Genomic DNA, 15,347 nt, shown 5'->3' with positions numbered 1-15,347 from the left:
AAACCTTTTATTGTATGAAAACGTTTATTCACAATCCAATTATTTACTGCCTGCTCATATTATTATTGCCTGTGGCATTAAAGGCGCAGCAATGGCAACCAAAGATCGCCAACATGCGCAGCTACGATCAGCAAGGCATTAATGTTTTTGAAGATCCGAAAGATACTACTAGCACCTTTGATGGCCTGAAGCTGAAATTCGGCGCTGGTTTCACCCAGCAGTTCCAGAACCTGAAACATAAAAATCCCGATGCGTTAAAAAACGATGTGGGCTCCTATTCCAGCGGTGAGATCGTACCCGGTAATAAATTAAAGGTCATCACATCCGGCTTCCAGACCGCACAGGCTAACCTGTACCTGGATGTGCAGCTGGCAGATGGTATCCGCCTGAATGTAACCACTTACCTGTCTTCCAAACACCATAATGAAAGCTGGGTAAAAGGCGGGTTTATACAATTTGATAAGCTGCCTTTTAACGGCCAGATCTGGAACGATATTATGAAAGTGACCACTATTAAGATCGGGCACTTTGAAGTGAACTACGGCGATGAGCATTTTCGCCGGACCGATGGCGGCCATGCACTGTATAATCCCTTTATGGAAGGTTATATCATGGACGCTTTCGCAACAGAGATCGGGGGTGAAATATATGTAAAGAAGAATGGCCTGTTTGGTATGATCGGTGTTACCAACGGTATGATCAAAGGAAATGTGGACTCCCTGTATGCTGCGCAAAACCCGGATGGCGACCGTCATAAATCACCCAGCCTTTTACTGAAAGCCGGTTTTGACAGGCAGCTAACAGACGATATCCGTTTGCGTGTAAGCGGCTCTTATTACGGTAACCAGAGCAGCGGCAGCAACACTTTATATGGTGGCGACCGTTCCGGCTCTAACTACCAGTACATTATGGAGCTGAACTCCGCCAATCCCAGCAGCGCCACCGGCGCAGGTACGCCCCTCGCCTTTTCCGGCCGTTTTAACCCCGGGTTCAACAAAAAGGTGAATGCATTTATGTTCAATGGTTTTGTAAAAGCACGCGGCCTGGAGCTGTTTGGCACCTATGAAACCGCATCCGGCAGAACAGCCCGTGAAACCAGCACCCGCAATGCCAGCCAGTATGCAGTGGATGCAGTATACCGGTTCTTTAAAGCAGAAAATGTGTTCCTGGGTGTACGTTATAACGCGGTGCGTGCAACGCTGGCCAACAATGCTACAGGCACGGGTGCAGGCGCTATTAAATACGATGGCAATGTTTCCGTGGACCGTTTGGCATTTGCAGGCGGATGGTTCCTTACCAAAAATATAATGCTGAAAGGCGAATATGTTATTCAGCAGTATAAAGATTTCCCGGTTGCCGACTACCGTGCAGGCGGCAAATTTAACGGTTATGTAATTGAAGCCACGGTAGGCTTCTAAGCACCTGGTTATAAAAAAAAAGAAGGTCAGGATGCTGTTGCGTGCTGACCTTCTTTATTATTCCCTGTTCAATTTCTTTGCTATGATCATCCAACACCTTTCCTTAGCGCTGCTTACCTGCCTGGCAACTATGCAGCCGCTGCATGAAGCCACCAATGCCCCGGAAAAATGGGTAATAACAAAGGGATGCACCTTACGGGTGAACGGCAGCACCAACATGAATAAGTTTAGCTGCAGCATCCAGGATTATACCAACCCCGATACGCTTACCATTCAAAGAAGCTGTAGTAAAAATGCTGCGGTTTCCCTTTCAGGGTCTATAGGACTGCCGGTAGCTGATTTTAATTGCCTGAGCAATGTTATGACCAATGATCTGCGCAAAACATTAAAGGTTAAAGAGCATCCCCGGCTCACCATTACATTTGTTTCCCTGAAACAATACCCTGCGCCTGGCTTGCGGCAGGAAGCAACCTGCGGCACAGTGAACATTGAGCTGGCCGGCGTGTCAAAAACATTCCAGATTAATTATCACATTTCCAGGGATGAGCAGCAGGTGATCCATCTCACCGGCAACCAGCAGATTAAGTTCACTGATTTTAATCTTACCCCGCCGCGTAAGCTGGGCGGCATGATACGGGCAAACGACCTGCTGGATGTAGAATTTAATTTGTACCTGAAGATTGCATACAATTAAAAAAAGGGAACTGCTGTTAAGCAATTCCCCTGTATTCCTGGAGTATACTACCCATTATAATTTACCAAAGCGTTCAAAATACGCCTTTTCAAGACTTTCCCTGTGATCAGGATGCGCAATGCTGATAAGCAGCTTAGCCCGTTGCTCCATATTTTTCCCATACAGGTTCACTACCCCATATTCCGTTACCACATAATGCACATGCCCGCGCGTAGTTACCACACCGGCTCCTTCTTTCAGGCAGGGAACAATACGGGAAATGCCTTTTTTTGTAGTAGAAGGCAGCGCTATAATAGGCTTCCCTCCTTCTGACAGGGCAGCGCCCCGCATAAAATCCATTTGCCCGCCTATGCCGGAATATTGGTAGGTACCAATTGAATCCGCGCACACCTGGCCGGTAAAATCAATTTCAATGGCGCTGTTAATGGCCACCACTTTGGGGTTCCTGCGGATCACATCACTATCGTTTACAAACGCAACATCCATGCAGCTTACATAAGGATTATTATCCACAAAGTCGTATACCTTGCTGGTGCCCAGTATAAAGCTGCTGACTATTTTTCCTTTTCGTATCTCTTTATGCTCATTGGTGATCACCCCCTTTTCAACCAGGGGCACTACACCGTCAGAGAACATTTCGGTATGCAGGCCCAGGCCTTTATGGTGTACCAGCTGTTCCAGCACTGCATCCGGTATACCGCCAATGCCCAGCTGCAGGGTAGAACCGTCTTCAATAAGGCCGGCTACATATTTGCTGATCTCCCTGGTAACGCTGTCTATTTTTTCGGTATAGCTTATTTCCGGCAGCGGCGCTGCTTTCCATACCATAGCGGAGAAACGTGAATGGTGAATGACCCCGTCTCCCAGTACCCTTGGCATCAGCGGGTTTACCTGTGCAATTACTTTTTTGGCGCTGCGTACCGCGCTTAATGCGGCATCCACAGAGGTGCCTAGGGTACAATACCCGTGCTGGTCCGGCGGGGATACCTGCACCAGCGCCACATCTATAGGCAATGGCCCTTTTTCAAACAAGCGGGGTATCTCACTTAAAAATACCGGCACATAATCACCGCTGCTGGTGTTTGCCCAGCCTCTTACGTTGGCGGATACAAAAAGGGAATTAAGGTAAAAGCTTTTAAGCACCTCTGGCCGGTTCCAGTTAATATCTCCGTAAGTGCTTATGGATACCAGCTCTATGTCATGCAGCTCGCCGGCACGGTCCAGTAAAGAATTTACAAGCTCCAGCGGCGTAGCTGCGCTGCCGTGAACAAATACCCGGTCGCCGCTTTTGATGAGGGATAATGCGCTGTCTACTGTTTGGTATGAACTATTAATTACTTCCTGCATATGGTTTAATTTATGATGCAAAACTACCTGCTAACCGGCCCGCCTGCAATGACAGTAATTATACCGGCGCCTGATCAACGTCATAGTGCATACAGTACCTGCAGGTATTTAATCTTCCTCCTCCGGCGGCGCGCCGCCTGTCGAAATAGAAATGTAGGACGCCCTGCCCTCTTCATTCTGCAGCCGCAGGCTCCACTTATCCGTATCCGTAGTTTGGATCCAGATATTACCGGAACGTCGGAAAACCTGGGCACAAACACCCAGTGTATCCAGTATGTCGTTTTCCAGCTCACCGGCGCTCCTTTGCGGGCTTATATCAATGGTTGCATAAACACGGCCGGTGTTTATTTTCCCCGGTAAATAGTTAGCCTGCAGCTTGTCTCTCGATGAAGCCCTCTGGTTACCGGTTTGAATGCGCTTATAAAATTCCAGCTTCAGGTAGGGGTACATATCCCTGAAGTCCTTTTGGATCTCACCCAGTGTGCTGCCCTGGTTCACATATAGTTTCATAATACAGGATTTAGGTGGTGTTACCTGATCACATTCTTTTATAAAGGCTGATGATGCTGCATCTTCAGGCAATGGTTAAACCAGCTCACAGCGCCGGTTATTACCTGCGGCATGGCATTGTTTTCCAGGAACAGCTGGCCCGCGCCTGTTATCCGCAGCAGCTTCTTACGGCATAGCAGTTTTTCAAATGCAAAAACATTGTGCGCCAGTATATCCTGATCCAGGTCACCGGCAATCAGCATTACCGGTGTTGTTATAAGCGGCAGCACATCTTCCGCCATATCGGGCCGGCCGCCATGGCATACCACTGCCTGTACATGCGGCAGGTAATAAGCTGCTTTTAATGCGGCGGCGGCACCCGTGCCGGCTGCAAAATAACCGATGGCTAAATGCGCAGCAGGCGCAAAACCTTCCAGCCATTCTGTAACCCCGGTAAGCCGGCCGGTTAACAGCTCAATATTACTGCGCGTGTAATAATAGGCAATGTCCTCCTCTTTTGTCAGCAGGTCTAAAAGCAGGGTGCCAAATCCATGCTGCTGCAATTCCTGCGCTATTTTTTGATAGCGCCTGCTAAACCGGCTACGGCTGCTGGCATGACTGAAGATCACGATGGACTCAGCGCCCCGGGGCAGTGTCAGCTCCGCCTCCAGAATAACCTTGCCCACCGGGATCTTTACGGTATCATGAAAAAAGCATTTCATAAAAGATCAGTTAAAGTCTTAACAGCTTGGCGGCGGGTAATGATAACCGCCGCTTTGTAAAAATACAGGCACGGCCACCTGTATTCAATGACGGCAGACAACGGCGCTGCTGATCCTGGTCAGGAAATTGCCTGTATTTGCTCACGGTAACAATCATGTATGCGGCTGACGGTTGTCATTGAACACCAGCCCTAAGCGGTATAGTTTTGAGGAAAAAGCACCATGGAAAAGATAATACTTATACTGGCCGGTGAGCAACCAACAGATCATGTGCTGAGCTTCTTTCACTATCTCTCCGGTTTAGGCCGCTACCGGTTTCATGTACTGTTCTTTCAGCCTGCCAGGTATGCGGAAAAACCTGTCCTGAAAAAGGCCCTGGGCTTTCCATATGTGGAAAGCATTGTAGCCGGCGACCTCCCGGAATATGTTAGCAAAAGACAGGAGATTGAAGAAAATATGAGCGATTTTATAAACACCTGTAACAAAAAGGGATTAATTGTTTCTGCCCGCTACCTCGAAGGACCTTTAATGGAATCACTCATAGAAGAAAGCCGTTTTGCAGACCTGATCATTACAGATGCTGCAATAGGAGCTACCAAACAGGTACCCGGCACATTGCTTAAACAGCTGCTTATGTCTGCTAAATGCCCCGTGATCATTGCCCCTGCATTAAAATCAACTATTTCGGAAGTTGTTTTTTGTTATGATGGCAGTAATGCTGCTTTATTTGCCATGAAACAGTTCACTTACCTGTTGCCTGAGCTCAATGAAGCCCGGGGAACCGTAGTACAGGTAAAAAATGATGATCTACCTCCTGATGAAAAGGGAATGATCGCTTCGTGGTTAAGCAATCACTATGCATATTCAGATGTGGTTACTTTAAAAGGGGAACCGGGTAATGAGCTATTCACCTACCTGCTTAAAAAGCGGCATGCGCTGGTGGTAATGGGAGCTTATGGCAGGAGCTTACTTTCCAACTTCCTGCAGCATAGCCAGGCCGATCTTTTTATTCAGTCGCTTACCTACCCTATTTTTATTACACACTAACGGTAAGGGGTATATTCCTACTTCAGCTGCTTGCCTACCAGGTGTGCAATGGTACTGATCAGTGTTGACGGCTCAAAAGGCTTGGAGATATAATCATTCATGCCTGCCTGTATACACTTTTCGTTCTCCCCCTTTATGGCGTTAGCGGTTAAGGCAATTACCGGTATATCCCGGCTAATGTTGGCGCGGATAAATGCGGTTGCTTCCAGGCCGTCCATAACCGGCATCTGCATATCCATCAGCACCACATCAAAAGGTTGTTTTGCCATGGCATTCAGGGCCTCCTGCCCGTTATTAACCGCGGTGACCACCAGGCCGTGTTTTTCCAGGATCCTGCAGGCGATCAGCCGGTTAATTTCATTGTCTTCCGCCAGCAGCACGCGGCAGTCCTTCAGTATGGAGCTGTCTATGATCTGTTTTTCCTTTACCGGGATGTTCTTTTCTTTGCCTATATCAAAGGGTATGCGCAGCACTACGCTGGTGCCTGCGCCTGGTTTGCTCTGAAGCTGAATAGTGCCGCCCATCATTTCTACCAGCTGTTTGCTGATAGCCATTCCCAGGCCGGTACCACCGTATTTGCGGGCAGTGGTCTTATCGCCCTGGGTAAAGTTCTGGAAAATGTTCTTCAGCGTTGCCTCATCCATCCCGATGCCGGTATCTGCTACTGTAATAACAGCCGTTAGCTGGTTACCCCGCCAGCTCATGGTATTGAAGGTTATATGCACGCCGCCTTTTTCCGTAAACTTTATAGAATTGCTGAGCAGGTTCAGTAACACCTGCTTCAGGCGGAAAGGATCGCCCATGATCACAGGCCATGGACCGGCCTCCATTTTCATTGATAACAGCAGCCCTTTTTCCTGCGCCCTCAATGTCATTAATGTTATTGCCTGCTCAACCAGCTCTGCCGGGCGGAAATCAATATTTTCCAGCTGCAGCATGCCTGCTTCTATTTTGGAAATATCCAGTATATCGTTAATGATCACCAGCAGGTGTTCAGATGCCTTGTTAATATTATCCAGGAAAAGGGATTGCTCCTGATCCAGGCTGGTTTCACCCAGCTGCCGGCTCATACCCAGGATGGCGCTGATAGGGGTACGTATTTCATGGCTCATATTTGCCAGGAAGGTTTCTTTGGCATGCGCCGATTCTTCTGCTGCCTGCCGGGCTTCCATTAAAGCCAGCTCCAGCTGTTTGTGGCTGGTAATATCCAGGTGTATGCCAATGGAGCCTACCAGCTCATTCGCATCATTATAACGTGGCGCGCCGCTTACCAGCCACCATTTCAGCTGCCCTTTTTTATTACGTACGGCCAGCTCATAAGCGTCTGATATGCCCTGGGCGCGCAGCTGCAGCTTTTCCCGGGTAAAATGCTCATTGCCCTTGCCCATGAATAATGTGGGAGCGACCTTATTCATCAGCTCATCCAGGGAATACCCCGACATTTCACAAAAGCTCTGGTTAGCATAAAGGATGCGCTCCTCAAGGTCTACCTCTGTCAGCCCCAGGTTCATGTTGGCAATAATGTTCCGGTACTTTTCTTCCTGCAGCCTTATAATAGTTTCCGATTGCTTACGCTTGGTAATATCATTGTATTTCCACAGATGCCCTTTGTGTTCATTGTCAAGGAATACGGGGATATAGGATCTTTCCAGTATGCGCCCGTCGGCCATTTCCAGCTCTTCGCCCGTTACCGGCTGCCGGTCTTCCAGGATCTCCGCTACCCGGTTCAGGAACAGCTCAGGGTTTTTGAATAAGTGTTTGGACTGATCAACCGTCTGGCTGCAATCCAGCCCTATAAGCGCTTCCGGCGGCGCCGGTATGGAAAGCAGGCTACAGAACTGCTGATTGGCCATAACGATCCTGCGGGCTTCATCTTCCACCAGCACGCCGCTTTGAAGGCTGGCCAGCAGGTTGGATAAGCGGTTAGCTGTGGTCCGCAGCTCTGCCTGTATATTCTTGAGCGCATCTATATCCGTTATAGCGCCTACAACTTTAAGCACCTGGCCCTCGCTGTCCCTTTTTATTACGCCGCCCCGGTTCAGGATCCACTTAATACTGCCATCTGCACAATGCATACGGTATTCAACGGAATGTTTGCTGATGAGGCCCTGCTTATATTTGCGGAAGGTATCTACTGCAATATGCAGATCTTCCTCATAAATCTCTCTCCACCATTCTTCATTTTCTTTATCAACATACTCCAGCCGGCGTAGTTTTAAGACAGAGTTATTTACCTGCGCAAATACCATTTTACGCTGTTCAAAATCATATTCCCATACATTATCCTCAATGGTTTGCAGGGCCAGCCGCATGCGCTGTTCAGATGCGGTGATACTAACGGCATCGCCGGACAGCATCCGGTCCCTTTCATAAGATTCGTAGGACTCATTCACCGCTTCCAGGAAACGCTTGAATGCCGGTTGTTCCAGTAGCGCTGCATCCGGCAGGTATTTCTTTAATTGCTCTTCCAATAATTTATTAAAGCTCATAGGATCAGCTAAATTTCATCCGCAGCCTGCATGCTGTATTGAATTGAGTGAGAAAGGTAAAGTTTAATAGTACTGTCAGTATATACGAAAAGCCTGTCAAATGGATCTTATTCATGAACGCTTTACCGGCAGTAAATGATCTGCCTGCCCTGTTGTGCTATTGCCCCATAACCTAAAGGTATGCTATCCGGATAAATTACCAATCTTTTGTACCGGGAATGCGGGGGCTGGACTTCCGGCAGGTATTTAGTAATTTTAATATACTTAATAATAGCAACCTTCATTATAAAACCGGCATCATATGAAAGCAACTGAATTAAGGATCATCCTGACAGTAGACAACCTGGAAGAGATCATAAAATTTTACCGGGATTCCCTGGGATTGGCTACTTCTAAAGAATGGCATGAGCAAACAGGCAATGGCATTATCCTGGATGCAGGCAGGGCTTCCCTTGAGCTGATAGATAGCAGGCATGCAGCTACCATAGATGAAATTGAAGTAGGCGAACGGGTGGCCGGGCCAGTACGGCTTGCCTTTAAAGTTGGCAATGCAATAGATACGGCCGGAGAAAAGTTAGCGGCGGCCGGCGCTATCAAAATTGCCGGCGTTAAACAAGCCCCCTGGAGCAAGGTGCAGCGCATGCAGGACCCATCGGGAATGCAGTTCACTTTGTTTGAAACATCTACCTTAGCAGAATAAGGTAGTATAACGGCAGGTACAAAATGGAATCCTTGTATATTGTATGCCATTGGTAAAAGGCCCGGCAAAATTTAACGCTGCGTTTATCCATAACCGTCACATAAAGCCGGATCCTGCCCCGGGGCGCAGGCCCTGTGCCCGTACCTGCCAAATTCAAAATCCTGAAATAAATATTGTATACTTGCGCGAAATCAAAAGACACTGAACATGAAAAAAACGATTGCCAGTTTGTTGGTTTTATGCTGGTTATTTTTGTTAGCCGCCTGTAATACAGCCACCCCGGAAAATTATTTTGACAGGGCTGTGCTAAACACCAATCTTTTCAATGATTTTGCCAGTGACCACTTTACAAATATGCTGGTGGCTTATACGGTAAAACATGAAGGGGTGCAACAACAAAACATCACTGCTACCAAAGTGGTTGAAAATGATGTATTGTCCATTGAAAAAGCCCTGCATGATGTAAAAGCGCTGCCGGAAACTGATGAGACCAAAGAAATGCTGCAAACGTCCATTGCCCTGCATGAATATGTGCTGCCTGTTTACAAGAACGAGTATATGGCGCTGGCAAAACTTTGCGATAACGGAGCTTCTAAAGAGGAGATTGCAGCCAAAGGGCAGGAAATAAACAGCAAGTATGCCAAACGATTTGAGGAACAATCAGAAAAGCTCATGAACCTGGGTAAAGCTTATGCAAAGGCGCATAATATAAATGTAAACTGGGGAAATTAGAAAGTTCGTATAAAATATAATCACAGAAGCCGGGGATCGATCTCCGGCTTCTGCGTTTTCCGGATGCAGCTGGAAATATTACATATTAATATTATATTTTTTACTAATTTCAAGCATGCGTGAAACCCTTGTCCTATGCCTGTTATTGACAATGCTGCTATCCTGTGGTGCGCCGGCTGAAGAAGAGCATGTGAATACCCTTGCCTGGATCGTTAATGATATTGATTCCGGTGTGGTACAGCCTAACAGGACCGACTCTACGGTATTTATACGGGAAAAAGGTATTCATACCGCTGGTACCAACCCGGCAACACTCATCGCATTCTCTAAAACACTGAAAGGTATTCCCTATAAATATGCCTCTACTGATCCGGCAGCAGGGTTCGATTGTTCGGGGTTCATTACCTATGTTTTTAATCATTTTGGCATAGCCGTTCCCAGAAGCTCCGCAGATTTCAGTGACCAGGGCATCCCTGTTACGCTGGACCTCGCAAAACCCGGTGACCTGATTCTTTTTACCGGCACGGATAGTGCCATCAGAACGGTAGGACATATGGGGATCATTACCTACACGGGCGATAGCATTGTTTTCATACATTCCACTTCCGGGAAAGCGGCCGGCGTAACAGAAACAACGCTCAACCCTTATTATATGGAGCGGTTTATAAAAGTGATCCGGGTGTTTGAATAAAGTTACTGCATGCCTACCAATCCGTTCTGTTCGTCAATGAATGCTTTGGCATTTACATTTTTGCTTTTTATTTCGTACTCCCGTACTTTGCTTTCCATTACCAAGGCCACTGCGCCGATCAGCTCTGCCTGATAACCCAGGGTTGAAATAGCCAGCGTAGTATTGGCAGCCAGCCGCGGAATACTGTGCTCATTCAAAGCCTGCTGCACGGATGCTTCCCATAGCTTGCCGGCTAAAGCCCCCCTGCCGCTTAGCACCACCAGCTCAGGGTTCATTAAATGGATCAGGATAGCCACGGCCTTTCCTATATCATAACCTGTTTGCGATAACAGCTCTATCACGAAACGGTCGCCTTTATGAACAGCGGCCACAATGGCGTCCCAATCAGCTTCCAGGTGCCCGCTGGGGTAATCGCTGCCTAAGGTAGAGGGCCGTCCGGATCTTAAGCCCTGCGCGGCTTTTTCTATCACCACCTGTAAGGAGGCTTCTGTTTCCAGGCAGCCGCTTTTACCACAGCTGCATAATTTGTTATTGTTGAAAATGGGAATGTGACTGAACTCACCTGCAAAACCATTATGGCCCCGGAATAAGCCGCCATTCAGGATCATGCCCAGACCAATCCCCCAGCCTATATTCACCACCAGGGCATGCTTTTTTTGCCGGGCCACACCAAAACGGAATTCCGCCAAAGCAATAAGGCTGGAATCATTGTCAATATAAACAGGAAAGCCCAGCTCCTGCGCCAGGTATTCCCGGATGGTCTTATTCTCCGTATTTAAAAAGGAATAATTGATACCTTTTTTAGCATCTACAAAACCGGGCATCCCTATGCCCGCGCCTATGATCTTCTTTTTGTCTATACCGGACGCACTAATCACTTCAGACATTTTCTCCTTCAGCTGTATAATGGCTGCCGGGTTATCCGTAAGCGGCAGCTCAAATTTCTTAACCGGGGTAACCGTATTATTTTGCAGGTCCATCAGCGCAATGCGGGTCACCATCTGGTCCATAGCCACTGACAGAATGTAAATAGCATCCGGCTTCATAGCATAGGTTACCGGCCGCCGCCCGCCGCTGGAAGGCGCGTATCCCGATTCCAGGATAAAGCCCCCGGCCACCAGTTCATCAATTACCTTCATCACATGGGGTATGCTCTTTCCTATACGTTCACTCAGATCCGTGGAGGAAAGCTTGCCGGAGAAATAAAATTCCCTCAGGGCCAATGTTTTGTAATAATCTCTCTTTACCATATTTCAGAAACGCTGCTCTTTATTCCCGAAAAACATACAAATGACAAGGCAAAGTAAGGGCTAACTGATTGCAATTGCAAGTCAGCGCACAAACATTAACAATATTATATACCTTTTATCTATTCTAAATCAATGCTCTCATCTCCTAAATTGTATTGCGCATAAATGAGCAATAGTGTAAACATTTCATCGTCCGATCTCATACTTCCTTTTGAAAAAACATATTTTGGCGGATCACTGGGGTTAAAAGGGTTATCTTTTGTATTATCATAAGTGCCTTTCATGTAAATAACAGAACCACGGGGGATCTTTACCGGCTTCTTAAACCGGTACAGCTCCTGCCAGCGAAAGTCCCACTGGGGTATTTTAACCAGGTGAATGGTATCATTGCCCGGTGTTACTACAAATGCCTCAAAAGATTTGCCCAGGTAATGCATATGCGGCCACACATATAAAAGCGATTGCTCTTCGGGCGTTCTCATTTTCAGCTCAAACGTTTTTACCTGGTCAGGGGGGATCATGAAAATAGGATCAATGTCCCGCTCACCTACGCCGCCGGAACCAATGCTGATAATGCGCACCGGCCTTTTTACCGGCGCATCTTTAAAATACATGTTAACGCCTACGATCGATTGCTCATCCGCTGCTATGGGCGCATAATGCGTGGTAAAGATCACGACTCCCCTTTTTGGAAATGTCCAGCCAAAATCATTGGGATAATATTCTGCTGAGGCTCCGGGGATCCATCCTGTGTAATAAACCATGGTTCGTTTCAGCTGGTCAAAAGCGCTCCTGTTCTGTGGCTCTTCGTCCGTATCAATGGTGCTTAAACCCGCATCCAGGTCCACACTGCTATCTGCTACACTATAAAAACCATAATTAACATGGTGTATAATTTTTTTATTGTTGGTCACAAACTCAATGGCCTCTACGCTTTTACCGGCCGGTAGTTCAAACGGCACCTTATATTCTATAAACCTTTCCTTATTATTTCCTTTAACAGTAAATGGTATTTTGGATTTTAATACCAGGTCCGGCGCCCGGCCATTTAACAGCTTACCAGCATTTGTATTTAGTACGGGCGCATTCTTAGGCGCTTTCCCTTTTGGCGCTTTATGATCTATCCATGCAAGAATCGCCTGCTTCTCCTCAGCTGTAAGCCCCCGCTGGTTGGCAAAGTGTGAATACGCTGTATCTGCCTGCCAGGGCGGCATATAGCCGGTGCTGATCACTTTTTTAATAAAGGGAAGCCTCTTTGTAAAATCTTCATAGTTCAATAGCGGAAAAGGAGCAGCCTCTCCGGGGTTATGGCAAACACCGCATTTACGTACCAGTACCGGTTCAACGTCGTAGTAGGTTTGTGCCCGAAGCGCTGTGAATGTAAACAGGAATACTATAGTAAATAAGCGTGCTGGCATATGCTTCATTTATTGCTGATCAGGCAACCTACTGCCGTTGTTTTAAAAGGGTTCACTGTTCTATGTTGTAAAAAATTATCAATGGCGTCACGCAGATAATGGTGGTCCGCCTGCCTTTTCTTTTTGCCAAGGCTCACGGCCCAGTCATCAATGGCGCCATTGTATACCAGCACGCTGTTACTATCATATAAAAAAACTTCAGGCGTTACCGTTGCCTGTGTATAATTTACCAATGCTTCTTTTTTATCCCGTACCAGCACAAAATCAACTGCATATTTTTGCTGAAAGGCTTTTATTTCATCATCACTGTATGCGGATCCTGGAAAAACGCCCACAATGGCCAGGGAATCCTTTTTGTTCTTTTGAAGCTCATTCAATACAATAGTGTAATTGCGGCTCAGCGGGCAGTCCGGTGAAAGGAACACCAGAGCGGTCAGCTGCTTGTGAATGCCGGATAAGGAGAAGGATTTGCCCTCTATTGTTCTTACCTTAATGGCCTTCAGCGCATTCGTCGCCGGCTGCTGTGCATGTAATGCTCCTAAAAACAAACAGCCGCAAATAAGCAACACATATTTCATGAAAAGCAGTTTAACAATGGATCCAGATCAGACAATAAGCCTGATCTGAATCCATTGTAGTATTCTACGATTTATTTCTTATCCCACCAAACTCTTCCCGTAATATCGGTTAAGTCGCCCAGATCGGGATCCTTCTGCATTTCTTCAATAGCCGCCCTTCTGTTGGCGTAGTTGAAATCAGTGATCGGAGGTACGAACAGGCTCCATCTTCTGGGCATAACAGCTTCTACGCCGCCGGCTCTAACCTTTTCTGCCTTGAAAACTTGGCCGGTCTGGCTCGGGTAACCGGTTCTTTTTATCAATGCCCAGCATTCATAAGGATTACGGTAGAAATTGATAAACTGCTGAATGCAGATCTGCTCTATGCCTTTGGCAGGATTGTACGCGATATCAGGCGACTGCTTATAGGCGGTAACTTCATCCGCTGTCAGCGGTGTATAACCCACTACCTTTGCATCTTTTCCCCAGTCATCATAATCTGCCAGGGATGCTTCAATACCCTTGTTATACCAGTCCGCTGCATCTTCAGTAGTAACGCCTCTTGCGGCCAGCTCAGCCCTCATAAAACATACATCTGCATAGGTGATCACAGGATAGTTAACCAACCCGCTGGCTATTGAAGAATTGAACAGCGCGTATTGTATGTAGGATACATACGCAGTAGACCCGGTAATGTAGTTGAAATAGAATTTCTTGTCAGGCTCGTTGGCTGCATCAGGGCTGGTATAGCGGCCCCTGTATTCCTGGTACACTTCACCTGGTGCTATAACACCGGACGCCTGAAAAGTATTAAACTGGTCCTGGGTCAGCTCAACTTTCTGGTAAATGTTCCGGATCCGGGGATCATGGTTCTTATACATGAAATCAATAGACGCCTTCTGCCCTGAAAGTGCTGCGGCAACATTGTAGTTGCCTCCGTTAGCCACTGTGCTGCCCGCCCTGAAGATCCAGGAAGCTGCGCGGCTGTTAATAGGTCCTACGTTATCTGCCAGCACTTCATTAATGATGGCTTTTGCGGCATCAGGTTTTCTTTTGAGCATACGCATGGCAATGCGCAGCCTCATTGAATTAGCTGCCATGGCCCAGTTCTGTGATTCTGTTCCTGCACCGTGATAATACAGGTCATATCCACCCAGGGTTTCCTGTCCCGGTAAGCTTTGCTTTAGTATGGCCACGCTTTGTTTCAGCTGATTGTCCAACGTATCATACAACGCTTCCTGCGTATCATATTTAGGCGTTAATACCGGGGGAGTTGTGTACCTGGCTCTGAATGCGTCTGAATAGGCAACACTGCCCAAAAGATCAGAAACAATAAAAGCAGATAATGCCATTGGAACGTAGGAAATAGCACGTATGTGCTGATATTTTGCCCTGGTGGCATCATCCATTTTGTCAATAACATTCCTCATTTCTACCAGCGTACCACCTGCGCCTATGGTTTCCCTGGAATACAGGTCCTCATAACTGTAAGGATAGTTGGATGCTGAAATGGGTGTTTTAAAACGTGTAATAATAGCGCCGTTGCCACTCAGCGGCACCCAGGCGCCGATCCAGTACTGGATATTACGGTGTATATCGTAATAAGCTTCAAAGTCATTGGTATGTATAGCAAGTGGAGCGGTAGGGAACAGCGCTTTCGCGTTCACCTGATCTACCTGGATCAGATCCGGGTCTGTGTTCAGCTCCGCATATTTGTCGCGGCTGCAGGAAGTTGCCAAAAGCGTCAGCGCACAAGCTGCCTGTAATAATGTCTTCCTCATAACTATATTTTA

14 protein-coding genes are annotated in these 15,347 nt (G+C 47.2%); 6 read left to right on the top strand and 8 right to left on the bottom strand.

The window, feature by feature from the left end; genetic code table 11:
* The first annotated feature begins 14 nt into the window (after nt 1-14).
* Together BMZ54_RS20210 and BMZ54_RS20205 are read left to right on the top strand one after the other, a co-directional pair.
* Nucleotides 15-1,418, top strand: a complete 1,404-nt coding sequence (locus BMZ54_RS20210; protein ID WP_089916281.1) for a hypothetical protein — start codon at nt 15-17, stop codon at nt 1,416-1,418.
* Between the two features lie 82 nt (nt 1,419-1,500).
* Nucleotides 1,501-2,112: a YceI family protein gene (locus tag BMZ54_RS20205; protein WP_162277619.1), complete on the top strand. Its 612-nt coding sequence runs from the start codon at nt 1,501-1,503 to the stop codon at nt 2,110-2,112.
* 54 nt (nt 2,113-2,166) lie between these two features.
* On the opposite strand, the gene BMZ54_RS20200 is transcribed toward BMZ54_RS20205, so the two are convergent.
* The 3 genes from BMZ54_RS20200 to BMZ54_RS20190 form a co-directional block, all read right to left on the bottom strand.
* A complete protein-coding gene (locus tag BMZ54_RS20200; RefSeq protein WP_089916273.1) occupies nt 2,167-3,459 on the bottom strand; it encodes an acetyl-CoA hydrolase/transferase family protein in 1,293 nt (430 codons plus the stop codon).
* Nucleotides 3,460-3,567: 108 nt separating this feature from the next.
* The gene (locus BMZ54_RS20195; protein ID WP_143081083.1) at nt 3,568-3,969 is read right to left on the bottom strand and encodes a hypothetical protein; all 402 of its coding nucleotides are present in this window, start codon (nt 3,967-3,969) and stop codon (nt 3,568-3,570) included.
* A 38-nt stretch (nt 3,970-4,007) separates the two neighbouring features.
* Nucleotides 4,008-4,670, bottom strand: a complete 663-nt coding sequence (locus BMZ54_RS20190; protein ID WP_089916266.1) for a dienelactone hydrolase family protein — start codon at nt 4,668-4,670, stop codon at nt 4,008-4,010.
* Nucleotides 4,671-4,892: 222 nt separating this feature from the next.
* On the opposite strand from BMZ54_RS20190, the gene BMZ54_RS20185 reads away from it, so the two are divergent.
* Nucleotides 4,893-5,717 (top strand): adenine nucleotide alpha hydrolase family protein, encoded by an 825-nt coding sequence (locus BMZ54_RS20185; RefSeq protein WP_089916263.1) that lies wholly within the window; start codon nt 4,893-4,895, stop codon nt 5,715-5,717.
* A gap of 17 nt (nt 5,718-5,734) precedes the next feature.
* Here BMZ54_RS20185 and BMZ54_RS20180 read toward each other — a convergent pair whose 3' ends face one another.
* Complete coding sequence (locus tag BMZ54_RS20180) at nt 5,735-8,206, bottom strand: PAS domain S-box protein (RefSeq protein ID WP_089916260.1); 2,472 nt, start codon at nt 8,204-8,206, stop codon at nt 5,735-5,737.
* 301 nt (nt 8,207-8,507) lie between these two features.
* Between BMZ54_RS20180 and BMZ54_RS20170 the strand changes: the two genes are divergently transcribed.
* The 3 genes from BMZ54_RS20170 (at nt 8,508) to BMZ54_RS20155 (ending at nt 10,329) form a co-directional block, all read left to right on the top strand.
* Nucleotides 8,508-8,906, top strand: coding sequence for a VOC family protein (locus BMZ54_RS20170; protein ID WP_089916256.1), 399 nt, complete (start codon nt 8,508-8,510; stop codon nt 8,904-8,906).
* A 207-nt stretch (nt 8,907-9,113) separates the two neighbouring features.
* A complete protein-coding gene (locus BMZ54_RS20160) occupies nt 9,114-9,638 on the top strand; it encodes a hypothetical protein (RefSeq protein ID WP_089916249.1) in 525 nt (174 codons plus the stop codon).
* Nucleotides 9,639-9,753: 115 nt separating this feature from the next.
* Nucleotides 9,754-10,329, top strand: coding sequence for a C40 family peptidase (locus tag BMZ54_RS20155; protein WP_089916246.1), 576 nt, complete (start codon nt 9,754-9,756; stop codon nt 10,327-10,329).
* Nucleotides 10,330-10,331: 2 nt separating this feature from the next.
* On the opposite strand, the gene BMZ54_RS20150 is transcribed toward BMZ54_RS20155, so the two are convergent.
* The 4 genes from BMZ54_RS20150 to BMZ54_RS20135 all read right to left on the bottom strand — a co-directional run bounded on the left by BMZ54_RS20150 (nt 10,332) and on the right by BMZ54_RS20135 (nt 15,335).
* Nucleotides 10,332-11,579, bottom strand: coding sequence for an ROK family protein (locus BMZ54_RS20150; protein ID WP_089916244.1), 1,248 nt, complete (start codon nt 11,577-11,579; stop codon nt 10,332-10,334).
* 119 nt (nt 11,580-11,698) lie between these two features.
* Nucleotides 11,699-12,997 carry a monooxygenase gene (locus tag BMZ54_RS20145; RefSeq protein WP_202909311.1) on the bottom strand — a complete coding sequence of 433 codons (1,299 nt, stop codon included), beginning with the start codon at nt 12,995-12,997 and terminating at the stop codon, nt 11,699-11,701.
* A 5-nt stretch (nt 12,998-13,002) separates the two neighbouring features.
* The gene (locus BMZ54_RS20140; RefSeq protein ID WP_089916233.1) at nt 13,003-13,575 is read right to left on the bottom strand and encodes a redoxin domain-containing protein; all 573 of its coding nucleotides are present in this window, start codon (nt 13,573-13,575) and stop codon (nt 13,003-13,005) included.
* A 71-nt stretch (nt 13,576-13,646) separates the two neighbouring features.
* Complete coding sequence (locus tag BMZ54_RS20135) at nt 13,647-15,335, bottom strand: SusD/RagB family nutrient-binding outer membrane lipoprotein (RefSeq protein ID WP_089916230.1); 1,689 nt, start codon at nt 15,333-15,335, stop codon at nt 13,647-13,649.
* Between the last annotated feature and the right edge of the window lie 12 nt (nt 15,336-15,347).

Origin of the sequence: Chitinophaga rupis (assembly GCF_900109685.1) — a bacterium.
In the GTDB taxonomy this organism is placed as follows: domain Bacteria; phylum Bacteroidota; class Bacteroidia; order Chitinophagales; family Chitinophagaceae; genus Chitinophaga; species Chitinophaga rupis.
Note: the sequence above shows the minus strand (reverse complement) of the source record. Positions and strands in the feature narration are given on the sequence as shown.